This is a genomic window from Bifidobacterium sp. LH_424 (assembly GCF_056356895.1).
Genome location: NZ_JBKEVC010000003.1, coordinates 1408 through 24079, shown reverse-complemented (window position 1 = coordinate 24079; position 22672 = coordinate 1408). Strand labels below are relative to the sequence as shown.

Sequence of the window (22672 nt, the reverse complement as noted above, 5' to 3'; positions counted from 1 at the left end):
TAAATAAACACTTGGCGGCGAACGCCGCCGGTCCCCCATGGTGTAATGGCAGCACACGGGCCTTTGGAACCCTTTGTCTTGGTTCGAATCCAGGTGGGGGAACGCCTACACCGCGCAGACGGCCGTCCGGCACATCCGGGCGGCCGTCTATCGTTAGGTGCTGGAACAGATGACACGCCAAGTGAAGGGAACGACACGCATATGGCATCTTCGGCAGTGACCGCCGCAATCATCCTCGCCGCGGGGGAAGGCACCCGCATGCGCTCCAAGAAGCCGAAGGTGCTGCACGCCTTCGCCGGCAGGACCTTCCTCAACCGCGTCATGGACTCCGTCAAGGCGCTCGATCCGGACACACTCGCCGTGGTCGTCCACTTCCAGGCCGAGCGCGTCGCCGCCGCGGCCCGCTCCTATGACGAGGACGTCACCATCGTCAACCAGGACGACATCCCCGGCACCGGCCGCGCCGTGCAGTGCGCGATGGCGCAGCTCGCCGAGAACGGCCCGCTGACCGGCCCCGTGCTCATCGCCGCCTCCGACATGCCGTTGCTCGACTCCGACACGCTCGCCAAGCTCGTCGCGTTCCACAACGAATCCGGCAACGGCGCCACCGTCCTGACCACCGTGCTCGACGATCCGACCGGCTACGGCCGCATCATCCGCGACCGCGAGGGCAACGTGCTGCGCATCGTCGAACAGAAGGATGCGAACCGCAGCGAACTCGCCGTGCAGGAGGTGAACACCTCCGTGTACGTGTTCGACGCCGAACTGCTCGCTCGCGCCATCGCCGACCTCAAGTCCAACAACGCGCAGGGCGAGTTCTACCTCACCGACGCGCTGGAGACCGCCCGCGCCGACGGCAAGGTCGGCGCGTTCACCGCCCCCGACCCCCTGAGCGTCGAAGGCGTCAACGACCGCGTGCAGCTCGCCGCGCTCGCCAAGGCGCACAACCGCCGCGTGTGCGAGGCGTGGATGCGCGCCGGCGTCACCATCCTCGACCCGGAGACCACGTGGATCGAGGACGACGTCGAGATCGGCCGCGACGCGACCATCCTGCCCGGCACGTTCCTCCAAGGCCACACGGTCATCGGCGAGGAGGCGGTCGTCGGACCGTACTCGACGCTCATCGACGCGACCATCGACGCCGAGGCCGTCGTCGAACGCTCCCGCGTGCAGGAATCCCACATCGGCCGCGCCACCAACATCGGCCCGTGGACGTACCTGCGCCAGGGCAACGACTTCGGCGAGGAGGCGAAGGCCGGCGCCTTCGTCGAGATGAAGAAGGCGCACATCGGCAACGGCACCAAGGTGCCGCACCTGAGCTACGTGGGCGACGCGCAGCTCGGCGACCATACGAACGTTGGCGGCGGCACCATCACCGCCAACTACGACGGCGTGCACAAGAACCGCACGACGATCGGCGCCGGCTGCCACATCGGCGCCGGCAACCTGCTCGTCGCGCCCGTGGAGGTCGGCGACAACGTCACCTCCGGCGCCGGCTCCGTCATCCGCCACGCCGTTCCCGACGACACGATGGTGTACTCGGAGAACACGCAGCACAACGTCGAAGGCTGGAAGCCCGCCTGGGAGCGCTGACCGGCGTCCGTGGGCGTATCGGCCATTATTCCGACCATTCCGGCGATTCCGACCATTCAGATCACGCAACAGACACGAGGAGATTCATGACCGCACTGCAGTCATCCATCGACGACATCCGCATCGCCGCCGAGGCGGCCGACCGCGTCAAGGCGACCGACATCGTCGCCTACGACGTGACCGGACCGCTCGGCATCACCGACATCATGATGATCGCCGGCGCATCCAACGAGCGCCAGGTGCTCGCCGTCGCCGAGGAGATCGAAAAGGATCTCTACCTCAAGTGCGACGGGCGCAAGCCGCGCGACCGCGAAGGCCTCACCGAAGGCCAGTGGGTGCTGCTCGACTACGGCGACTACGTGATTCACGTGATGCACGAGGAATCCCGCGAGTTCTACGGACTGGAGCGTCTGTGGCGCGACTGCCCGCAGATCGACCTGGAGCTCGCGCACCCGGAAAGCGCCGAATGATGGTCCGCCACGTCCGATCCGTCTTCCTCGTGCGTCACGGGCGCACCTCCTACAATGCGGCGCACAAGCTGCAGGGGCAGGTCGACATCCCGCTTGACGCCGTCGGCCGGTGGCAGGTCGTCCAGACCGCGGCCGCGCTGAAGTCGCTGTACGTCGACCGGCGTCCGGAGGTCACCGGACGTCTCATCGTCTCCTCCGACCTGAGCCGCGCCCACGCCACCGCGCAGGCGTTCGCCGACGCGCTCGGCGGCCCCCGGGCGGGCGTCGAGGTGCATGACGACGAGCGCGTGCGCGAACGCAGCTTCGGCGAATGGGACGGCCACGCCGTCGCCGAACTCGCCGAACGCTACCCGGAGGACTTCGCCTCATGGCGCATGCATGGCGGCGGCGAACTCAAGTACGGCGCCGAACCCAAAAGCCACGTGGGCATGCGTGGCATGGAGGCGCTGAACGACTGGGCCACGCGCGCGGGGGAGGACACCGACCTGTTCGTGTTCTCCCACGGCGCGTGGATCGCGCAGACCCTGCAGACCCTGCTCGGGCTGGACAAGGTGGATCCCACGTTCGCCACGGTCGTCTCGATGCGCAACGCGCATTGGGTGCGGCTCGCGCTGATGGACATGCCCGACGGCACGTTCCGTTGGCGTCTCGCCGAATACAACCATGGTCCGGCCATCGCGGACACGCCCGAATGGGAGAAGGAACGCTGACGTGGCGCGATTGTCGTCCGCGTGCCGCAAACGCGACACGCGGACGACACGCGTATTTGCCTGAAACGGTTCTTCGTCGTAATGTATACGAGGTTCGCACGGCGGGCTGATAAATGAATACGGGGCTATGGCGCAGCTGGTAGCGCATCTCCATGGCATGGAGAGGGTCAGGGGTTCGAATCCCCTTAGCTCCACGAAACGCGATGATTCGAATGACTTCGATGATGGCGTTCACGGATAAATGAATACGGGGCTATGGCGCAGCTGGTAGCGCATCTCCATGGCATGGAGAGGGTCAGGGGTTCGAATCCCCTTAGCTCCACAGATACGGCGAAGGCCCGCAGGATTGGTTTCCTGCGGGCCTTCGTGTTGTTTTTCGGCGTATCCGTGTATCGGCGGCGCTTACGCCGAGCGCCCTCCCAGTCCGACGTGGCCGGACCGGGAGGGCGCTCGATGGTGCCGATGAACCGTCAGTTCGTGGCGCCGGAACCGGTGTCGGTCGAACCGGATCCGGTCGAACCGGAGGACGAACCCGACGTGCCGCCGGACGATTCGGAGCCGCTCGTACCCGAGCCGCTGGAACCGGACGAGGACGACGAGCCGGAGCCGGAGGACGTGCCGCCGGACGATTCGGAGCCGCTCGTACCCGACGAGGACGAGCCGTTCGAACTGCTCGAACCTGAGGAGGACGACGAACCGGACGAGGAGGAACCGGACGACGAGGAGCCGCTCGTGCCCGAGGACGAGCTGGAGCCGGATGTGCCGGAGGATGACTCCGAACCGGAGGACGAGCCGGACGTGCCGGACTTGCTGCCGGACTTCGTGCTGCCGGTGCCGTCGGTCGTGTCGGTGTCCGTGCCGTCGGTCGTGTCGTAGCCGTACTGGTCGCTCGGCTTCTCCGGCTTCGTCGGCGTCTCCTGCGTGGTCGTGTCGGTGTCCGTCGTGGTCTTGGACGTGGAGGACGGGCTCACGATGTCACGCACCACGGAGTCGGTGCCATGGCCGTTGGTGAACAGCATGACCACGCCGGCGGTGATCGCCACACCCACCAGGCCGCTCACCACGGAGACGATGATGGCCATGCGCTTCGGGTCGATCTTGCGCTTGCCGCGCAGCTCGGCCACGTTGTAGGTGCTGGTGTTCGTCGCGGGCGCCGTCCTGCCGGCCGCCGGCGGCAGCGGCACATCGCCGATGCCGAGAGTACGGCCCTTCCCGCCCGCTTCGAGCACATCGGTGGCGTTGAAGCGCCCGATGACGGTCTCGTCGCCGGTGTCCGCGGCGGCCGCGTCTTCCGCGGTGGCCGTGCCGTTCGTCTTGGTGTCGTCGGCGTCGTCAGCCGAGTCGGCGGCGGACTCGGCGTCGCCGTCCTTCTTGTCGGCGGAATTGCCGCTCAACGGATTGACCTCCTGGAGCTTCTCTCCGGAGGCCTTGAGGATCGTGCCGTAGATGTTCGAAGCCAGCGTGGAGATCACGTAACTGGCCGCCGCGCCGATGACCGAGCCCGCGATGCCGATCTTCGCGGACAAGAGGAACGAGGTGACGGCGGCAAGCGATCCCGCGATGATCTGCGACATCGATATGCCTTGGAAAAACTTCTTCACGAAGATAGAACGTACCCAAAACCGCTGGGAATAGTCTGTGGCGTCCACGAAAGACTCAGAATGCTTACATGTGTGCGGGAATCTCCACACAAGCGACATGTCGGCGTCACATGGACGCGCCGGCATGCCCGTGGTTCAGTTGCGGTGCAGCGAGTGGCGCGTCGGCCTGAAGACGGACAGCAATACGGCCGTGAAGATCAGCGCGAACCCGACCAGCGAGCTCCACGTGATCCGCTCGCCCCAGAACAGGGCGGAGAACGAGACAGCGAACAGGCTTTCCGTGCACATGATGATCGATGCCTGCGAGGCGGGTACGTGCGCGAGGCCGATGTTCTGCATGATCTGCGCGCTCATCGTCGCCCCGAGGAACAGGTAGAGGACGCTCGCCACCACCGGCGGTGCCAGCCACGCGGTGGTCGGCGCGGGCTCGGTGAACGCTGCGCCCGCGACGAACAGCACGCCGGCCACCGCGAACTGCACGAAGGTGACGGCGATCGGGTCGAAGCGTTTCGCATATACGCCGAGGCAGGTGAGGTTGAACGAGAAGACGACGGCCGTGCCGATCGTCAGCCAGTCGCCGGCGGACAGGGACAACGTCATGCCGTTTTTGAGCGAGACGAATCCCACGCCGACGAGGCAGATCACGCCGGCCACCAGGTTGATGGCCCTCGGCCGGACGCGGGAGACGATCCACGTGGCGAACGGCGTGAGCACGCAGTAGGCGGCGGTCAGGAACGCGCTGCGCCCCGGGTCGATCGTCTGCAGCCCCGTCATCTGCGTGACCATCGTGCCCCAATAGGTGACGCCCACCACGAGCGCCGGTATGATGATCGACCGGTTGAGCGCCGGAAGGATATGCCGGTGGAACAGGGCGAGCATGCACGCGCTGGCGCCCGCCATACGCAACGCCATCAGCCATTGCGGCGTGATCGCGGTCATCGCCACCTTGGCGAGCAGATAGCTGCCGCCCCACAGCGCCGCGCATGCGAGCAGCATGATGCGCGCCAGATTCGGCGGGAACGAGCGCGACCAGCGACTGCGCAGCGCATTGAACCGTTCGACCATCCGCATACCCGTCTCGCCGCCTTTCCCTCGATTCGCGCCGACCGTTCGCACCGGCGTCGTCCGCTCATACGATACGGCCCGCGCGGCCGTGACATGCCCATGTGTGCATGCTCACAGCGGACGTCGGCCGGGCGCGGCGGGGGAGTGGGTAAGGTGGGGTGCGGATACAACCGTCCGTTGCAACGAAAGGACACTGCCATGGCAACGATCACCGCCGAAATGAAGACCTTCATCGAGAACAATCTGGGCTGGATCTCCACCGTCTCCAAGGACGGCCAGCTCGACCTCGGCCCGAAGATGAGCCTGTTCGTGCTCGACGACAACCACATCGCCTACCACGAGCGCACCGCCGGCCAGGCCTACGAGAACCTCAAGAACGGCTCCCCGCTGGTCATCGCGTTCGCGAACCTCGCCGAGAAGAAGGGCTACCGCTTCCGCGGCACCGTGACCCTGCACTCCGACGACGCCATCTACGAGGAGCAGGTCAAGGTCGCCGAGGAGAAGGGCACCAAGAAGCCGGCCGTCATCCCGGTGCTCGAAGTCACCGAGATCCAGAACCTCGCCTCCGGCCCCACCGCCGGCAAGACCATCGAGAAGGACTGAGCCTTCTGGCCCACGTTCCGTTTCCCGTTTTCGCAGGGCCCTGGTCCGATTGATCGCTTCCGCGCATCGGACCGGGGCCCTGTCTCGTATTACGGCCGATCAGGCGGGTTGGATGCTGATCCGGCCTCCGAGCGCGCGAACCACCTTGACGATGGTCTGGAAGCTTGGATTGTCGATGCGTATCGAGCCGCTGCGATAGGAGAGGACGGATATGTCGTTTCTGGATTATCTGTGTGATGTGACCGAAGTGGTTCCGCTGGACGGATACAAATTGAGGGTCGTCTGCTCCGACGGGGCGCGGGGCGTGTTCGACATGTCGAAATACCTCGATGAAGGCGACTTCCGTGCATTGCGGAACCAGTCGGTTTTCCGGGGTGTCCGATTGGTGGCCGGAGCCCCCACGTGGCCGAACGGCATGGACATCGCCCCCGAGCGTGTCCGCTCCGACATGATCGTCGACTGACGCGGCGAAACGGAACCGCTCGGACGCGAAACTCAGCGGGTCATCGTTTCCGCGAACGGATGACGATGTGGCGGCCGGCGGCGTCGGTGGTGGCGAACAGATAGGCGTCGCCGCCGTCCTTGAGCTTGAGCTTCTTCCTCAGCACGGCGACCGGGAGCGGGAAGTTGCGCGTCGCGATGTTCGCGTGCGTGAGCCCGTCCGTGAGTTTCCTCAGCTCCTTCTTGTTCATCGTGGCGACCGCGTCGATTTCGAACGCGCGGCCGGGGAAATCCTCGATAGGATTCCCGGAAACGAACAGGTGGCTGTCGCGTGCGACCGGAGCCACGGCGAAGCGGCGTGCGAGCAGGGCGAAGCAGCCAGCCTTCATGATCGACGCGTTCGGCTCGTACAGGTACCGCCACGAATCGGGCTCGGCGGGGTCGGCGGTGCGGCCGCCTTGTCCGGGTGCGTCACCGGCCGTCGTTTCACCGCCCGTCCTCTCAACGGTAGCGCCGGTATCGGCTGCGGTGTCGCGGCCGTCGTCGTCCGCGTCGAACTCCAACGCCCGCCCGTCGTTCACGCAGAGGACCCGCGGCGCGGCGCACGCGTCGCGGCCGATGACGAGCAGCAGCTCCTTGCATTCGTTGGCGACGGACACGATATGCACCTCATGCACGAGACCCGCGAAATCGGCGACCGTCTTATGCCAGTCGAGCATCGGGGAGAGCTTCACCATCACGTGCGGCGCGACGGCGAGCAGCCGATTGATGAGCCCCAGCACGTCCGGCGTGCAGTCGGCAATCGCGTACGTGCGTGCGCCGTGCGCGTCGCGTCGCGCCGGATCGAGGAACGCCATCGTCGCCGCATCGTCCGGCAGCGTCGCGAGATAGACGGCCGCGTCGTCGTTCACGACGCGCGCGTGCGCGAGCCCCAGCGCGGGCAGGTTGTGCGCGGCCAGTTCGCACAGATGCTCCTGCCGCTCCACGTAGACCGCGCGGTCGAACGCGCGCGCCATGTACGAGAGATCAACGCCGAAACCGCCGGTGAAATCGATCAGCGTCGTCGGCTCGCCCGCCGCGGCGTTCCCGGCGGCCGCATCGCCGTCACCGCCCGCGATGATCCGCCGCGCGACGTCCGCCTTGTAGCGCGCCGTCGCCTCCGACGAGCACTGCTCCATCGCCAGGTGCGGCGGGTAGACGACGTCCTCGCACGCCGCCCAACCGGGCAGCTTCACGCGCGCCGTCCGGAATCCGGCGATCTGCTCCAGCGCGGCCGTGAGATCCACGTCCGGCCCCGGCTTCGCGTGCAGCGCGAGGTCGCGCACGTCCTCATCCCTATGCGCGCGGGCGAAGGCGCGCGTGGCATCCGAAATCAACACCGCTCCATTGTACCGGCGGTCCGGCGCGTCGCAGCGGCGGCAGCGGCGTGCATGTGGGAAGCTGGGACGTGGATGGCGGCACGGCCGCAGGCGACGGAAAGGACCGACGATGATCGACGAGATCGTGATGCTCAGGCACGGACGCACGAACTACAACCTCCAACGCCGATTGCAGGGGCAGATCGACATCCCGCTCGACATCGTCGGCCAATGGCAGGCCGACCAGTCCGGCCTCGCGCTCGCCGCCCGCTACTACTGGGCGAAGGTGAGCCGCCTCGCCGACGACCCCGCGTCGATCCCGCAGCCGGGGCCCGAGGCGAGGGAACGGACCCGCACGTTCGAATACGAGGAGGCCCCCGCCGCACGCCGCCGCATGGCCGTCATCAGCTCCGACCTGTTCCGCGCCATGCAGACCGCGCACGCCTTCGCCGACATCCTCGGCCTTCCCGTCACGCCCGACCCGCGTCTGCGCGAACGCTCCTTCGGCCAGTGGGAGGGCCTGACCCGCGACGAGGTGCGCGCGGTGGACGCCGAAGCCTACGCCTCATGGAAGCGGCATGAGGGCGGCGAGACCGCCTACGGGGTGGAAAGCCGCCGTGCCGTGGGGGAGCGCGGCGCGAAGGCCGTGCGCGACATCATCGCCGACCCCGCCTATGCGGGCGAGCGGCCAGTCACGCTGATGCTCGTCGGCCACGGCTCGTGGATCGTCGCGACGATCAGCGAACTGCTCGGACTCGACCCGGACGGCATGAACGCGGTCGGCTCGATGCGCAACGCCTGCTGGAGCCGTCTCGCCGTACGTCACACGGTCAACGGGAGGCCCGCGGCCGAGCCGATGTTCGACCTCGTCGAGCACAACCAGGGTCCCGCCGTCGCGAACCTCGGCGACTGGGAGAACGGCCCCGCCGAATTGAGGGGCCCGCACATGCCCGACTGGCAGCCGATTAACTGGTGACGGCGCCGGCCGTGACGTCTCGCGAATTCACCGTGAATTCAACCGCAATGGCGATATCCGTTGGCGCACGTCCCGCACATGGGACTAGACTTGTCGAGGTTTTCGGGGCGGGCCCCGATCGGACGGACATGGCGAAAGGCGGGTGAAGAGACGATGTTGAGGATGTTCAGCACCATTAACGGCCAAGTGGAGCGGGTCGACAAACCGGAGAACGGCTCATGGCTGTGCCTGAGCGAACCCACCGACGTGGAGCTCGCCACCGTCGCCTCCGAAACCGGCGTCGACCTCGCCGACCTGCGCGCGCCGCTCGATGACGAGGAACGCTCCCGCGTCGACGTCGAGGACGACTACACGATGGTCATCGTCGACATCCCGACCGTCGAGGAACGCGGCGGACGCGACTGGTACGAGACCATCCCGTTGTCGATCATCGTCACCGAGCATCTCATCATCACCGTGTGCATGCAGGACACCCCCGTGCTCCACCCGTTCATGGAAGGCACGATTCGCGGGTTCAACACGTACATGCGCTCGAGGTTCATCCTGCAGATCCTCTACCGCAACGCCACCATGTACCTGCGCTACCTGCGCATCATCGACCGCGAAAGCGACAAGCTCGAACTCAAACTGCGCCACTCCATGCAGAACCGCGAGATCGTGATGCTCATGGAGCTCTCCAAGACGTTGGTCTACTTCACAACCTCCCTCAAATCGAACGAGATCGTGATGGAGAAGCTCACCACCCTGCAGCGCATCAAGCAGTACCCGGACGACGAGGACCTGCTCGACGACGTCATCACCGAGAACAAGCAGGCCATCGAGATGGCCAACATCTACAGCGGCGTTCTCGCGAACATGACCGACGCGTTCGCCTCGATTGTGTCCAACAACCTGAACAACGTGATGCGCATCTTCACGATCATCTCCATCACGCTGTCCATCCCGACGCTCATCTTCTCCATGTACGGCATGAACTTCCAGGACGGCATGCTCGGCATGCCATTGACCGACAAATCATGGGGCTTCGCCGTCATCATCCTCATCTCCGTGGCGCTGTCCGTCGCCGTCACCTGGTTCCTCACCCGTTCGCGCATGTTCAAGTGAGACGCCGCATGGCAGCCATCCGCAACCGAACCGATCGCCCGCGGCGTTACCATGCGAGCCGCCGGCCGGGCGCGCGCACGTGCGTCACGCGGGGCCTCGCCGCCGCGCTGACGGCGCTCGCGCTCGTCGCGACGGCGGGCTGCGGCGGCGCCCCCTCCACGGTGAGACAGCCGGACGGCCCCACCATCGCGATCGGCGTCGCCGCCGACGAGCCGGGACTGTCACGCTGGCATGACGGCGGCTACGGCGGATTCGAGGTCGAGATCGCCCGATACGTCGCCAAGAGACTCGGATACGCGAACAAGCAGATTGTCTTCAAACAGGTCGAACCCTCCAACCGCCTCGAACTGCTCGCCGACGGTACCGTCGACATGGTCGTCGCCGGCATGCCGATGCCCGCCGGCGACGGGAACGACGACGGCGACGGCCGGGACAGTGGCGGCAAGGACGGCGGTACGGGCGAGAACGGCGTCGTCTCCGACAGTCACGCCAGCTACGCCGGACCGTACCTGACCACGCGGCAGGGACTGCTCGCACGCCCCGACGATGCCGGAGGCATCGGCGACGTCGCCGCGCTCGCCGGCAAGTCCGTTTGCACGGTCGCCGGCAGCGGCGCGAAGGACGCGTTGCTCGCCGTCGCGCCGCGGGCGAAGACGCGCGAACGCGACACCTATCCGCAATGCGTCACCGATCTCATGGTCGGCACCGCCGACGCGATCGCCGGCGACGCGGTCACGCTCGCCGGACTCGCGCGCGACGAAGGCGGCACGCTCACGGAGCGCGTGACGGGCGTGCGCTACGGGAGCGTGCGCTACGGCATCGCCGTGCAGGCCGGGGCCGTCACGCTCGCCGCCGACATCGCCGAGGCGCTCGGCGACATGCGCGCCGACGGCTCGTACCGCGCCGCGCTGGACGCGCTCGCCGACGCGACCGGTTGGCGGCCGGCGCGGTAGGCGGTAGTCCGTGAGGTAGGTAGTCCGTGCGATAGGGCACGATGACCGTATTCCGTCGACGATCCGTCGACGTTTCCCGAGAACGACAGCAGACAGCTAAGGAGACCGTTCATGCGACGTGGACCGCTTCAGGCGGGCGAGAAGGTGCAGTTCACCGACCGCAAGGGCAAGAAGATCACCGACCAGATCGTCGCCGGAGGCAGCACACAGACCGAGCACGGTCTGATCCTGCACGACGACGTGATCGGCCGCACCGAAGGCGTGGTCGTCACCACCGTCACCGCGAAACGCGAGGCGCAGGTCAACGCCCTCCACCCGGAACGTGACGCCGGCAAGCCGTGGAAGGCGGCGCGCGCGATCGGCGGCTGGCAGTACGCGGTGATGCGCCCGCGTCTCGCCGACTACGTGCTGTCCATGCCGCGCGGCGCGCAGATCATGTACCCGAAGGACATCGCGCAGGTCATCCAGCTCGGCGACATCCGCTCCGGGCACCGCGTGCTCGAATCCGGCGCCGGATCGGGCGCGATGAGCGTCAACCTGCTCGACGCGGTGGGGGAGACCGGCGGGCTCACCACCATCGAGCTGCGACCCGACTTCGCGCGCGTCGCCGAGGCGAACGCCACGCTCTACTACGGCGGAAAGCCCGCGTGGTGGGACCTGAGGACCGGCGACTTCGACACGGTGGCGGCCGGGCTGCCCGAACACCACTATGACCGGATCATGCTCGACATGCTCGACCCGTGGAACCGTCTCGAACAGGCGTGGCGGGTGATCGCGCCCGGCGGCGTGCTCGTCGCCTACATCACCACGACCACGCAGATGAGCCGCATGGTCGAGGCGCTGCGCGAATCCGGGCGGTGGACGGAGCCGGCCGTGCAGGAGACGCTCGAACGCAGCTGGAAGGTCGCCGGCCTCGCTGTGCGCCCCGACCACCAGATGATCGGCCACACCGGCTTCCTCGTCGTCGCGCGCGCCATGGCCGACGGCTTCACCGCGCTGAAGAAACGCGACCGCCCCGCCAAGGACACCGTCACCGACGTGGACGAGATGACCGCCGAGGAGCGCGAGGCGCAGCTGGAGGACCTCGAGCTGCGCGACATCTCCGACCGCAAGCTGCGCAAGGTGCTGCGCGACCTCGACCGGCAGGTGGGCTCGCTCGACGTCTGATATGGCGTGCGGGCCGATTGTGCGGTCGAAATCGTGCGGGGTGATGATGACGCGTGGGCGTGCGCGGGGACGTATAATCGACTGATGTATTCGTGAGCGCTTACGTGTGTGTGACGCGCGAGCCGAGGGACAAACGAGGCTGGGAGGCCCAACGTGGGAGTCAATCCGAACAAGGTCGCGAAGCGGGCCAAAGGCTACGGCCACATCCTGATCGTCATGCGGCACGCGAAGGCGGAGCCGTTCGGTGCCGAGGGCGACTACGGCCGTGAGCTCACGTCCAAGGGGCTCAAGCAGGCGAAGAAGGTCGCCAAGGGGCTCGCCGAGATGAAGCTCGTGCCCGACGCCATCGCCTGCTCGGCCGCCACGCGCGCCCGCCAGACCCTGGGCAAGATGCTCAAGACCTTCGGCGACAAGCCCAAGGTCGACTACCATCAGAGCCTCTACGACGGCGGCATGCAGGCCGTGTTCGACGAGCTCACGCACGTCAAGGACAAGGCGCGCGTGCTCATGGTGCTCGGCCACGAGCCCACCGTCTCGATCGCCAGCCAGTGGCTCGCCTCCTCCGAATCCGATCCGGAACGCCTCGACCTGCTCAACCTGGGACTCCAGACCGCGGGCGTCGTGATCTTCGGCTCCGACAAGCCGTTCAAGCAGTGGCAGGTGCACTCCGGCGACCTGCTCGCCGTGATGAGCTCCTCCGACTTCGACTGAGCGCCCTCGCCGGGGCGGGCGCGGACGGACGCGGCCGGTATCGCAACCGGTATCGCAACCGGTATATGGTCATGGCGGCGCAGGAACGACGCGGGCGGCGTATACTCGCCGCTCGTGTATTCGTCCGGTTGCCAAGCGCTCGTTGAACAAGGTCGGGAAACGGCGCTATAAAGCCGATTGATAGCGACACTTAACCGTCGCTGATGACCCTGTTTGCGGATGTGTTTGATAGGCTGGGCGGGTTGAAAAGCCGTTTCGTTAACGCTAGCAGTATGGAGGATTCATGGCTGCACTCACGTCCGTGTCCGGATTCCCGCGCATCGGTCAGAACCGAGAGCTGAAGAAGATCATCGAGGCCTACTGGAAGGGCAACGCCACCCTCGACGAGGTGCACGCCACCGCCAAGGAGCTCAGGGCCAAGCACTGGAAGCTCCAGGCCGCCGCCGGCGTCGACCTCATCCCGAGCAACGACTTCAGCTACTTCGACCAGCTGCTCGACACCGCGATCCTGCTCAACGTGATCCCCGAGCGCTACCAGCGTCTCGGCTTCACCGAGCCGGAGGAGACCCTGTTCGCCATGTCCCGCGGCTACCAGGGCGACAAGGGCGACGTGACCGCCCTGCCGATGAAGAAGTGGTTCACCACCAACTACCACTACATCGTGCCGGAGATCGAGCCGTCCACCGAGATCAAGCTCAACGGCACCAAGCCGTTCGACGAGTACCTCGAAGCCAAGGATCTCGGCATCGAGACCAAGCCGGTGCTCATCGGCCCGTACACCTTCCTCAAGCTCGCCCGCGACGACGACGCCCAGGAGCTCACCTTCGACAAGGGCCTCGTGAACGCGGTCGCCGCCGTGTACGCCCAGGTGCTCGCCAAGTTCAACGAGCTCGGCGCCAAGTGGATCCAGATCGACGAGCCGTTCCTCGTGCTCGACAAGCAGCCGGGCGACGTGGAGCTGTTCAAGAGCCTCTACGCGAAGATCCTGCCCGCCCGCGACGGCAAGATCAAGGTGCTGCTCAACACGTACTTCGGCCACATCGCCGACGTGTACGAGACCGTCAACCTGCTCGGCTTCGACGGCATCGGCCTCGACCTCAACGAAGGCAAGGACGAGAACCTCGCCGCCGTCTCCAAGCACGGCGTCGCCGAGAACACCACGATCTTCGCCGGCGTCGTCAACGGCCGCAACATCTGGCGCAACGACTACGCCGTGAGCCTCGGCCTCGTCGACGCCCTCAAGCAGGTCACGCCGAACGTCGCCGTCTCCACCGCCAGCTCCCTGCTGCACGTGCCGTTCAGCACCGAAGGCGAGACCGCCCTCGACCCGGCCGTGCTCAAGCACTTCGCGTTCGCCGTCGAGAAGCTCGGCGAGCTCAAGGAGATCGCCGCCCTCGCCGACGCCGACGACGAGGCCCGCAAGGCTGACCCGGCGCTCGCCGCCAACCAGGAGCTGTTCGATGGCACCCGCGTGTCCGCCGACCCGAAGGTCGCCGAGCGCATCGCCGCCCTCACCGAAGCCGACTACACGCGCCAGCCGGCCCGCGCCGAGCGCCAGAAGCTGCAGCGCGAGGCCCTCGGCCTGCCGCTGCTGCCCACCACCACGATCGGCTCCTTCCCGCAGACGCGCGAGGTGCGCGCCGAGCGTGCGAAGTTCCGCAAGGGCGAGATCACCAAGGAAGCATACGACGAGTTCATCAAGGGCCAGATCGACGCGTGCATCAAGCACCAGGAGGAGATCGGCCTCGACGTGCTCGTCCACGGCGAGTTCGAGCGCAACGACATGGTCGAGTACTTCGGCCAGAACCTCAACGGCTTCCTGTTCACCAAGAACGCGTGGGTCCAGTCCTACGGCACCCGCTGCGTCAAGCCTCCGATCGTGTGGGGCGACGTCTCCCGCGCCAAGCCGATCACCGTCGAATGGTCCGCTTACGCGCAGAGCCGCACGAACCACGTCATGAAGGGCATGCTCACCGGCCCGGTCACCATCCTCAACTGGTCCTGGCCTCGTGAGGACATCACCCACGAGCAGCAGACCCAGCAGCTGGCCCTCGCCATCCGCGACGAGGTGCTCGACCTGGAGGCCGCCGGCATCAAGGTCATCCAGATCGACGAGGCCGCCCTGCGCGAGAAGCTGCCGCTCAGGAAGACCGACTGGCACTCCAAGTACCTCGACTGGGCCGTGCCCGCGTTCCGTCTCGTGCACTCCGGCGTCAAGCCGACCACGCAGATCCACACGCACATGTGCTACTCCGAGTTCAACGACATCATCCGCGACATCGACGCGATGGACGCCGACGTGATCTCCTTCGAGGCGTCCCGCGGCGACCTCGTCGTGCTCGACGCCATCCACGAGGCCAACTTCGAGACCGAGGCCGGCCCGGGCGTCTACGACATCCACTCCCCGCGCATCCCCTCCGAGCAGGAGATCGAGGAGCGCATCGGCGAAATCCTCAAGAAGATGAGCGTCGAGAAGGTCTGGATCAACCCGGACTGCGGTCTGAAGACCCGCGGCAACGCGGAGACCTGGCCGAGCCTCGAGCACCTCGTCGCCGCCGCCAAGGCCGTGCGCGCCCAGCTCGCCAAGTGACCGCGTCCCGCGAAACGCAATGAATGAGTGAGGCTCCCTCGTCCGAGGGAGCCTCCTTTATCGAGGAAGGTTTGCAATCATGCATCAGCCGATGTTCTCGCTGGAAGTGTTCCCGCCCAAGCGGGACGCGCCCGTCGGCACCATCTACGACACGCTCGACGGCCTGCAGGGCATGCACCCGGACTTCATCTCGGTGACCTACGGCCACGGCACGCACGCCGACCGCACCGCCACCGCGCGCATCGCCAACACGATCCGCAAGGAATACCGCATCCCCACGGTCGCCCACCTGACCGCCCTCTACTCCGACGAGGCGAAGGTCGACGAAGCGTTGGAGATGTTCGAGCACGCCGGCGTCGACGCCGTGCTTGCCCTGCGCGGCGACTACATCGAAGGGGAGACCCCGGTCGGCGTCTTCGAGCACGCCATCGACCTGGTACGCTACATCCGCGCGCGCAAGCCGGAGCTCAAGGTGTTCGGCGCCTGCTATCCGGAAGGACACTACCAGGCCGCCTCGCTCGACCAGGACATCGACTATCTCAAGGCCAAGGTCGACGCCGGCGCCACGCATCTCATCTCCCAGCTGTTCTACGACAACGAGGACTTCTACCGCTTCCTCGACAAGGCGCGCGCCGCCGGCATCGACGTGCCGATCGAGGCGGGCATCATGCCGATCAACGGCGCGAAGTCGCTGCGCTCCATGGCGGCGAAGAACAACACGGTCGTGCCGCCCGCCGTCGAGGCGTTGCTCGAGAAGTGGGGGAGCGACGTGCCCACGCTGCGCGAGGCGGGCATCAACTACGCGTCCACGCAGATCACCGACCTCGTCGCGCACGGCGTCGACGGCGTTCACCTGTACACGATGAACCGTCCCGCCACCACGCGTCGCATCTGGCGCAACGTGCGTCCCCTGTTCACCAAGACGGAGGAGTGACGGTGATCCGGCGGTGATTCTGTGGTCCGGGAGCGGCGCCGAATCACCGCCGAGCCGGTCCCGAATCGACGGAAGGCGGTGGAATCCCATGTCGGGAATCCACCGCCTTCCGTCATCCGCGATGCGGGGAACGGGCGTCACTTCCGCTTCTTCGACGCCTTTCCGCCGTTCCCCCCGCCGCGCTTCACCGGAGCCTTCCTCGGCTGCAGCCACGGGAAACGACGGAGCGCCCACGCGTGCAACGGCGGGATCTTGCCGATGGCGAAGCCCGCCAGCATCGCGAACGTCGCCGCCCAGGAGGCGGCGTCCTGCTTCATGAAGATCAGCACGACGATCAGACCCACGCCGACCACGCCGAGCACCTGCGAGGCCTTGTTCTGCTCCTCGGTGAGCTCGTCCTTCCTGAACGGAACCAGACCGAAGAACACGCCTATCGGCACGCCGACCACGCACGAGGCGACGACGCCCGCGATATCAACAGCGTTCATGACCATACCCTTTCCGGACCGTCCGCGGCACGCGTGCGCGGCGCGGCGTCCGACATGCGGCGCCGGCCGCCGTGAGAGGCCCCGCCGCGAAACGATTGCGACCGCGTCCCAGTCTAACGCAGGGCGCGGTGTACATTAGCTAGGTATGAACGCAAATGACGCATTCCGCCCCTCCGCGATGGATCTGATCCGCGCGGGCCTGCAGAACCTCGACGACGCGCGCGGGCAGTTCGACCGTCTCAAAGCCGACGGGGTGCCGGACGATCGGCTGCGGTTCATCCTCAAGGCGCTCGCCGAGGCATGCGACCCGGACGCGGCCCTCGCCAACCTCGTCGGCATCACCAACGCCGTGCAGAGCCAGGGGCGCGACTTCGAGGAGATGGTGCCCGACCAGCCGGCGTTCGAACGGCTCGTCACCGTGCTCGGCGTATCCGACGCGCTCGGCAAGCTCATGCGCTTCCGTCCCGAACTCGTCGAAGCCGCATCCAAGGACAGCTGCGACAGCCACCTGTACGACCACGCGCAACGACGCGCGCACATCCTCAAGGCCGTCGGCGCCGATTCGGACGAGACGGCCGCGCCCGCCGCCACACTTCCGCTCGCCGAATCCGCCACCGCGCTGCGCGGCACCTACCGCCGCCAGCTCGCCGCCATCATGGCGCAGGACGCCACCGCCGCCGACCCGTGCGCCATCCAGCCGACCATCAGCCGCGAACTGTCCGATTTGGCCGACGCGGCGCTCGAAGGCGCGCTCGCCATCGCCCGCCACGAAGTGCCCGGCAGCGAACACGTACGGTTCGTCATCATCGGCATGGGCAAGCTCGGCGCCCAGGAACTGAACTACGTGTCCGACGTGGACCTCATCTACGCGGTCGAACCCGCCGACAAGGAAATCGGACGCCAGGAGCTCATCCGCATCGGCACGAAGATGGCCACCACCCTGCAACGCGTATGCCAGTCCGTGATCATGGGCGTCGCCGAACCGACCTTGTGGCAGATCGACGGAGGGCTGAGGCCCGAAGGCAAGGACGGCCCGCTGGTGCGCACCATCGACTCGCATCAGGGCTACTACGAGCAGTGGGCGGAGAACTGGGAGTTCCAGGCGCTCCTGAAGGCCCGGCCCGTCGCCGGCGACCCGGAGCTCGGACGCGCCTACATGGACATGACCCGACCGTTCGTCTGGTCCGCCGCCAAACGCGACAACTTCGTCTACGACTGCCAGAAGATGCGCAAGCGCGTCGAAGACCTCATCCCCGCGCCGCTCAAGGACCGCGAGATCAAACTCGGCAAAGGCGGTCTGCGCGACGTCGAATTCACCGTGCAGATGCTCCAGCTCGTCCACGGGCGCACCGACGAGACGCTGCGCACCCGCTCCACGCTCGAATCGTTGGCGCGTCTCGCCGAAGGCGGCTACGTGTCGCGCAAACAGGCCGCGCGGATGTCCGCCGACTACCGGTTCGAACGCGTGCTCGAACACCGTCAGCAGATGTGGGCGTTGAAACGCACCCACCTGTTCCCCGACCTGGGCGCGGGGGCGAACCTCGGCGGGCTCGAACGCAAACGCGACGTGGACGTGGACGCGCTGAACCAGAACCAGGAGCTGCGTCGCGTGGCACGCGCCTTCCACCTCCACCCGGAGGAACTCGTCGAACGCTACGACGAGACGCGCCGTGAAGTGCGCCACCTCCACCTCGACATCTACTACCGGCCGATGCTGCCCGTCTCCGCGCAACTGGAGGACGACCAGATCGACCTGAGCCAGGATGCGGCCCGCGAACGCTTCAGCTCCATCGGATTCGGCGATCCGGACGCCGCCATGCGCCACGTCGTCGCCCTCACCAACGGCCTCGGGCGCGCCGCCAAGATCAATCGCATCATCCTGCCCGCCGTGCTCGAATGGCTTGGCCAAGGCCAGAACCCGGACATGGGCCTGCTCAACTGGCGCAAACTCGAAGAGCATTTCGGCACCGAAAGCGAATACCTCGGCTTCCTGCGCGACTCCACATCCGCCGCGCAGCGCCTGTGCCACGTGCTGTCCAACTCCCGCTTCCTCGGCGACGCGCTCAACAAGTCCGTCGAATCGGTCACCTGGCTCGGCAACGACGAACGGCTCAAGGCGCGCACACGCGACAGCCTCGACGTGCAATGCCGCTCCTCGCTGGAACGCAACGCGGGCGACATCAACGACTTCGCCACCTCAATGCGCGCCATGCGCCGGCACGAGATCGAACGCATCGGTCTCGCCTGGATGAGCGGCGTGATGGACGACGCCGCGTCATTGGAAGGCATGACCGACGTGTACGACGCGATCATCGACGCGGCGCTCACCTGGGCGGTCAACAACCGGATGCGCGAATTCGGGGCGGACGGCGGCTCCGATGCCGGTGGGGCCGCCGCGGCGCCTGCCGCGCTCGCCGTCATCGGCATGGGACGCTACGGCGGACGTGAGGTGAACTTCAGCTCCGACGCGGACGCGATCATCATCTACCGTCCCGGCGATGGCGTCGACGAGCGCACGGCGAACCTGTTCGCCCGCAAGGTCGTCGAGGACCTGCGCGCCATCCTGCAAGGGCCGACCACGCTGGAACCGAAGATCGAACTCGACCTGGATCTGCGGCCGGAAGGCAAGAACGGGCCGCTCGTGCGCTCCTACGCCTCCTGCGAGGAGTACTACCGCTCCTGGTCGAGCACGTGGGAGCGGCAGGCGCTGCTGCGCGCCCGGTATGCGGCCGGCGACGAGGCGCTCGCACGCGACTTCCTCGCCAACCTCGCCGACCCGCTGCGCTACCCGCACGTCGACCTGACCGACGCCGAAATCGGCGACATCCGCAAACTCAAGGCGCGCATGGAGGCGGAACGACTGCCGCGCAACGTGCGCCGCGACCGCCACCTCAAACTCGGCAAAGGCGGCCTATCCGACGTGGAATGGACCGTGCAGCTCATGCAGCTGCGTCACGCCGGCGACATCAAGGAGCTGCGCGTTGGCGGCACTCTGGCGGCCCTCGACGTGCTCGAACGCCGCAAGCTCATCGACGCGGGCGACGCCGCGACCCTGCGCCACGCGTGGACGATGTGCACGGCGGCGCGCAACGGCAACTACCTGTGGTCCGGACGCGTCAACCAGGCCGACATCCTGCCCGACGACATGTATTCGCTCGGCGGCATCGCCGTCTACCTCGGCTACGACGCGAACCGCGGGCAGCATTTCGAGAACGACCTGCTCGCCGTCATGCGCAAGGCCAGGGAGGTCACCGACCGTCTGTTCTACGGGCGCTGAGTGGTCCGGGGTATGGGAACCGGGCGGCGCGATGCGGCATGCGTCCGTCGCCCGGCCCTCTGCAATCGCGCGGGGAAGAGATAGCGGTGTCTGCTCTCCCTGTGAGGGGGAGCTGCCGGCCTTTGGCCGACTGTGGGGGGTTGTTGGGTTGTTTGTGGTCGGTTTTTCGACACGCCGGTGGAGGCTAGTGTTTGCAGGGGTTTTGGTGGTTGTTTTGTGGTGTGGGTTTGCGTGTGTGGTCGGTGTGGTGTAGGTTATTCATTCGCTGCCGCTGAGCGGTCGGGGTTCCTTCCTGTTGGTTGGTTTCCGGGTTGCTTGGCGTGTGTGGTGGTTTGAGAACTCAAGAGTGTGTTGTACTACTTACTTCTTTATAGTCAATGATTGCCAGTCCGATTCCCGCTCGTTTTCGAGTACCCGGGGGGGTTTGATGGGGGTCGGGGTTTTTGTGCGAACGTCCTTCCTTATAGGATGTTCCGTCTTTTTTCTTTTTTGGGAGCCGTTTGTTTGGTTCTCTTCATGAAGTTTTTTTGTGGAGGGTTCGATTCTGGCTCAGGATGAACGCTGGCGGCGTGCTTAACACATGCAAGTCGAACGGGATCCTGCCAGCTTGCTGGTGGGTGAGAGTGGCGAACGGGTGAGTAATGCGTGACCGACCTGCCCCGTACTCCGGAATAGCTCCTGGAAACGGGTGGTAATGCCGGATGTTCCAATATGCTGCATGGTGTGTTGGGAAAGGGTTTTACTGGTATGGGATGGGGTCGCGTCCTATCAGCTTGACGGTGGGGTGATGGCCTACCGTGGCTTCGACGGGTAGCCGGCCTGAGAGGGCGACCGGCCACATTGGGACTGAGATACGGCCCAGACTCCTACGGGAGGCAGCAGTGGGGAATATTGCACAATGGGCGCAAGCCTGATGCAGCGACGCCGCGTGCGGGATGACGGCCTTCGGGTTGTAAACCGCTTTTAGCAGGGAGCAAGGCTTNGGGGGTTTGATGGGGGTCGGGGTTTTTGTGCGAACGTCCTTCCTTATAGGATGTTCCGTCAATTGTTTTTAGTGAGAGTCATCTGTCGATGTCTTTCTGCAATGTTTTTTGTGGAGGGTTCGATTCTGGCTCAGGATGAACGCTGGCGGCGTGCTTAACACATGCAAGTCGAACGGGATCCTGCCAGCTTGCTGGTGGGTGAGAGTGGCGAACGGGTGAGTAATGCGTGACCGACCTGCCCCGTACTCCGGAATAGCTCCTGGAAACGGGTGGTAATGCCGGATGTTCCAATATGCTGCATGGTGTGTTGGGAAAGGGTTTTACTGGTATGGGATGGGGTCGCGTCCTATCAGCTTGACGGTGGGGTGATGGCCTACCGTGGCTTCGACGGGTAGCCGGCCTGAGAGGGCGACCGGCCACATTGGGACTGAGATACGGCCCAGACTCCTACGGGAGGCAGCAGTGGGGAATATTGCACAATGGGCGCAAGCCTGATGCAGCGACGCCGCGTGCGGGATGACGGCCTTCGGGTTGTAAACCGCTTTTAGCAGGGAGCAAGGCTTCTGGTTGAGTGTACCTGTTGAATAAGCACCGGCTAACTACGTGCCAGCAGCCGCGGTAATACGTAGGGTGCAAGCGTTATCCGGAATTATTGGGCGTAAAGGGCTCGTAGGCGGTTCGTCGCGTCCGGTGTGAAAGCCCATCGCTTAACGGTGGGTCTGCGCCGGGTACGGGCGGGCTGGAGTGCGGTAGGGGAGACTGGAATTCCCGGTGTAACGGTGGAATGTGTAGATATCGGGAGGAACACCAATGGCGAAGGCAGGTCTCTGGGCCGTTACTGACGCTGAGGAGCGAAAGCGTGGGGAGCGAACAGGATTAGATACCCTGGTAGTCCACGCCGTAAACGGTGGATGCTGGATGTGGGGCCCTTTCCACGGGTCCCGTGTCGGAGCCAACGCGTTAAGCATCCCGCCTGGGGAGTACGGCCGCAAGGCTAAAACTCAAAGAAATTGACGGGGGCCCGCACAAGCGGCGGAGCATGCGGATTAATTCGATGCAACGCGAAGAACCTTACCTGGGCTTGACATGTTCCCGACGACCGCAGAGATGTGGTTTCCCTTCGGGGCGGGTTCACAGGTGGTGCATGGTCGTCGTCAGCTCGTGTCGTGAGATGTTGGGTTAAGTCCCGCAACGAGCGCAACCCTCGCCCCGTGTTGCCAGCAGTTCGGCTGGGGACTCACGGGGGACCGCCGGGGTCAACTCGGAGGAAGGTGGGGATGACGTCAGATCATCATGCCCCTTACGTCCAGGGCTTCACGCATGCTACAATGGCCGGTACAGCGGGATGCGACATGGCGACATGGAGCGGATCCCTGAAAACCGGTCTCAGTTCGGATTGGAGTCTGCAACCCGACTCCATGAAGGCGGAGTCGCTAGTAATCGCGGATCAGCAACGCCGCGGTGAATGCGTTCCCGGGCCTTGTACACACCGCCCGTCAAGTCATGAAAGTGGGCAGCACCCGAAGCCGGTGGCCTAACCTCCTTTGGAGGGTGGAGCCGTCTAAGGTGAGGCTCGTGATTGGGACTAAGTCGTAACAAGGTAGCCGTACCGGAAGGTGCGGCTGGATCACCTCCTTTCTACGGAGAA

At 65.8% G+C, this 22672-nt stretch carries 17 protein-coding genes, 3 tRNA genes, 1 rRNA gene and 1 pseudogene; 17 read left to right on the top strand and 5 right to left on the bottom strand.

Features of this window, described 5'->3' with window-relative positions; all coding sequences use genetic code 11:
- Positions 1-31 precede the first annotated feature (31 nt).
- The 6 genes from AC1AYP_RS04145 (at position 32) to AC1AYP_RS04120 (ending at position 3095) form a co-directional block, all read left to right on the top strand.
- A tRNA-Gln gene (locus AC1AYP_RS04145) sits at positions 32-102 on the top strand.
- A 99-nt stretch (positions 103-201) separates the two neighbouring features.
- The gene (glmU, locus tag AC1AYP_RS04140; RefSeq protein WP_476502185.1) at positions 202-1593 is read left to right on the top strand and encodes a bifunctional UDP-N-acetylglucosamine diphosphorylase/glucosamine-1-phosphate N-acetyltransferase GlmU; all 1392 of its coding nucleotides are present in this window, start codon (positions 202-204) and stop codon (positions 1591-1593) included.
- A gap of 86 nt (positions 1594-1679) precedes the next feature.
- Positions 1680-2063: a ribosome silencing factor gene (gene rsfS, locus AC1AYP_RS04135; RefSeq protein ID WP_034526502.1), complete on the top strand. Its 384-nt coding sequence runs from the start codon at positions 1680-1682 to the stop codon at positions 2061-2063.
- Positions 2063-2773 carry a histidine phosphatase family protein gene (locus AC1AYP_RS04130; protein ID WP_476502208.1) on the top strand — a complete coding sequence of 237 codons (711 nt, stop codon included), beginning with the start codon at positions 2063-2065 and terminating at the stop codon, positions 2771-2773. The genes rsfS and AC1AYP_RS04130 overlap by 1 nt, the downstream gene beginning before the upstream one ends.
- Positions 2774-2894: 121 nt before the next feature.
- A tRNA-Ala gene (locus AC1AYP_RS04125) sits at positions 2895-2967 on the top strand.
- Between the two features lie 55 nt (positions 2968-3022).
- A tRNA-Ala gene (locus tag AC1AYP_RS04120) sits at positions 3023-3095 on the top strand.
- 148 nt (positions 3096-3243) lie between these two features.
- Here the strand turns inward: AC1AYP_RS04120 and AC1AYP_RS04115 are convergent.
- Together AC1AYP_RS04115 and AC1AYP_RS04110 are read right to left on the bottom strand one after the other, a co-directional pair.
- Positions 3244-4347 carry a hypothetical protein gene (locus AC1AYP_RS04115; RefSeq protein ID WP_476546818.1) on the bottom strand — a complete coding sequence of 368 codons (1104 nt, stop codon included), beginning with the start codon at positions 4345-4347 and terminating at the stop codon, positions 3244-3246.
- Positions 4348-4509: 162 nt separating this feature from the next.
- Positions 4510-5445, bottom strand: a complete 936-nt coding sequence (locus tag AC1AYP_RS04110) for a DMT family transporter (RefSeq protein WP_034527987.1) — start codon at positions 5443-5445, stop codon at positions 4510-4512.
- A gap of 192 nt (positions 5446-5637) precedes the next feature.
- Here AC1AYP_RS04110 and AC1AYP_RS04105 point away from each other — a divergent pair, with 192 nt between their 5' ends.
- Positions 5638-6042, top strand: a complete 405-nt coding sequence (locus AC1AYP_RS04105; protein ID WP_034527991.1) for a pyridoxamine 5'-phosphate oxidase family protein — start codon at positions 5638-5640, stop codon at positions 6040-6042.
- Positions 6043-6141: 99 nt separating this feature from the next.
- Here AC1AYP_RS04105 and AC1AYP_RS04100 read toward each other — a convergent pair.
- Positions 6142-6228, bottom strand: a pseudogene (locus AC1AYP_RS04100) (addiction module antidote protein); the annotation flags it as partial.
- A gap of 25 nt (positions 6229-6253) precedes the next feature.
- Here AC1AYP_RS04100 and AC1AYP_RS04095 point away from each other — a divergent pair.
- On the top strand, positions 6254-6505 hold the full coding sequence (locus tag AC1AYP_RS04095; protein ID WP_034527994.1) for a DUF2442 domain-containing protein: 252 nt from the start codon (positions 6254-6256) through the stop codon (positions 6503-6505).
- A 40-nt stretch (positions 6506-6545) separates the two neighbouring features.
- Here AC1AYP_RS04095 and AC1AYP_RS04090 read toward each other — a convergent pair whose 3' ends face one another.
- On the bottom strand, positions 6546-7862 hold the full coding sequence (locus AC1AYP_RS04090; protein ID WP_034527996.1) for a THUMP-like domain-containing protein: 1317 nt from the start codon (positions 7860-7862) through the stop codon (positions 6546-6548).
- 109 nt (positions 7863-7971) lie between these two features.
- Between AC1AYP_RS04090 and AC1AYP_RS04085 the strand changes: the two genes are divergently transcribed.
- From AC1AYP_RS04085 to metF, 7 genes are all read left to right on the top strand, one after another.
- On the top strand, positions 7972-8817 hold the full coding sequence (locus tag AC1AYP_RS04085) for a histidine phosphatase family protein (protein ID WP_034527999.1): 846 nt from the start codon (positions 7972-7974) through the stop codon (positions 8815-8817).
- 153 nt (positions 8818-8970) lie between these two features.
- Positions 8971-9921 (top strand): magnesium transporter CorA family protein, encoded by a 951-nt coding sequence (locus AC1AYP_RS04080; RefSeq protein WP_476544877.1) that lies wholly within the window; start codon positions 8971-8973, stop codon positions 9919-9921.
- An 8-nt stretch (positions 9922-9929) separates the two neighbouring features.
- Positions 9930-10874: a transporter substrate-binding domain-containing protein gene (locus AC1AYP_RS04075; RefSeq protein WP_476544878.1), complete on the top strand. Its 945-nt coding sequence runs from the start codon at positions 9930-9932 to the stop codon at positions 10872-10874.
- A 111-nt stretch (positions 10875-10985) separates the two neighbouring features.
- Positions 10986-12041: a tRNA (adenine-N1)-methyltransferase gene (locus tag AC1AYP_RS04070; RefSeq protein WP_034528004.1), complete on the top strand. Its 1056-nt coding sequence runs from the start codon at positions 10986-10988 to the stop codon at positions 12039-12041.
- A gap of 153 nt (positions 12042-12194) precedes the next feature.
- Positions 12195-12752: a SixA phosphatase family protein gene (locus AC1AYP_RS04065; protein WP_476546812.1), complete on the top strand. Its 558-nt coding sequence runs from the start codon at positions 12195-12197 to the stop codon at positions 12750-12752.
- A 283-nt stretch (positions 12753-13035) separates the two neighbouring features.
- Positions 13036-15342: a 5-methyltetrahydropteroyltriglutamate--homocysteine S-methyltransferase gene (metE, locus tag AC1AYP_RS04060; protein ID WP_034528010.1), complete on the top strand. Its 2307-nt coding sequence runs from the start codon at positions 13036-13038 to the stop codon at positions 15340-15342.
- Between the two features lie 79 nt (positions 15343-15421).
- Positions 15422-16276 (top strand): methylenetetrahydrofolate reductase [NAD(P)H], encoded by an 855-nt coding sequence (metF, locus tag AC1AYP_RS04055; protein WP_034528012.1) that lies wholly within the window; start codon positions 15422-15424, stop codon positions 16274-16276.
- Between the two features lie 137 nt (positions 16277-16413).
- On the opposite strand, the gene AC1AYP_RS04050 is transcribed toward metF, so the two are convergent.
- Positions 16414-16764 (bottom strand): hypothetical protein, encoded by a 351-nt coding sequence (locus tag AC1AYP_RS04050; protein WP_476532744.1) that lies wholly within the window; start codon positions 16762-16764, stop codon positions 16414-16416.
- A 145-nt stretch (positions 16765-16909) separates the two neighbouring features.
- On the opposite strand from AC1AYP_RS04050, the gene AC1AYP_RS04045 reads away from it, so the two are divergent.
- Complete coding sequence (locus AC1AYP_RS04045) at positions 16910-20041, top strand: bifunctional [glutamine synthetase] adenylyltransferase/[glutamine synthetase]-adenylyl-L-tyrosine phosphorylase (protein ID WP_476546811.1); 3132 nt, start codon at positions 16910-16912, stop codon at positions 20039-20041.
- A gap of 1090 nt (positions 20042-21131) precedes the next feature.
- Positions 21132-22662 (top strand): 16S ribosomal RNA (locus AC1AYP_RS04040).
- Positions 22663-22672 lie beyond the last annotated feature (10 nt).

Bases quoted from the DNA above. Each gene is read 5' to 3' on its own strand.
- glmU (WP_476502185.1), top strand. From the start codon at position 202: ATGGCATCTTCGGCAGTGACCGCCGCAATCATCCTCGCCGCGGGGGAA.
- rsfS (WP_034526502.1), top strand. From the start codon at position 1,680: ATGACCGCACTGCAGTCATCCATCGACGACATCCGCATCGCCGCCGAG.
- AC1AYP_RS04130 (WP_476502208.1), top strand. From the start codon at position 2,063: ATGGTCCGCCACGTCCGATCCGTCTTCCTCGTGCGTCACGGGCGCACC.
- AC1AYP_RS04115 (WP_476546818.1), bottom strand. From the start codon at position 4,347: ATGTCGCAGATCATCGCGGGATCGCTTGCCGCCGTCACCTCGTTCCTC.
- AC1AYP_RS04110 (WP_034527987.1), bottom strand. From the start codon at position 5,445: ATGCGGATGGTCGAACGGTTCAATGCGCTGCGCAGTCGCTGGTCGCGC.
- AC1AYP_RS04105 (WP_034527991.1), top strand. From the start codon at position 5,638: ATGGCAACGATCACCGCCGAAATGAAGACCTTCATCGAGAACAATCTG.
- AC1AYP_RS04095 (WP_034527994.1), top strand. From the start codon at position 6,254: ATGTCGTTTCTGGATTATCTGTGTGATGTGACCGAAGTGGTTCCGCTG.
- AC1AYP_RS04085 (WP_034527999.1), top strand. From the start codon at position 7,972: ATGATCGACGAGATCGTGATGCTCAGGCACGGACGCACGAACTACAAC.
- AC1AYP_RS04080 (WP_476544877.1), top strand. From the start codon at position 8,971: ATGTTGAGGATGTTCAGCACCATTAACGGCCAAGTGGAGCGGGTCGAC.
- AC1AYP_RS04075 (WP_476544878.1), top strand. From the start codon at position 9,930: ATGGCAGCCATCCGCAACCGAACCGATCGCCCGCGGCGTTACCATGCG.
- AC1AYP_RS04070 (WP_034528004.1), top strand. From the start codon at position 10,986: ATGCGACGTGGACCGCTTCAGGCGGGCGAGAAGGTGCAGTTCACCGAC.
- metE (WP_034528010.1), top strand. From the start codon at position 13,036: ATGGCTGCACTCACGTCCGTGTCCGGATTCCCGCGCATCGGTCAGAAC.
- metF (WP_034528012.1), top strand. From the start codon at position 15,422: ATGCATCAGCCGATGTTCTCGCTGGAAGTGTTCCCGCCCAAGCGGGAC.
- AC1AYP_RS04050 (WP_476532744.1), bottom strand. From the start codon at position 16,764: ATGAACGCTGTTGATATCGCGGGCGTCGTCGCCTCGTGCGTGGTCGGC.
- AC1AYP_RS04045 (WP_476546811.1), top strand. From the start codon at position 16,910: ATGAACGCAAATGACGCATTCCGCCCCTCCGCGATGGATCTGATCCGC.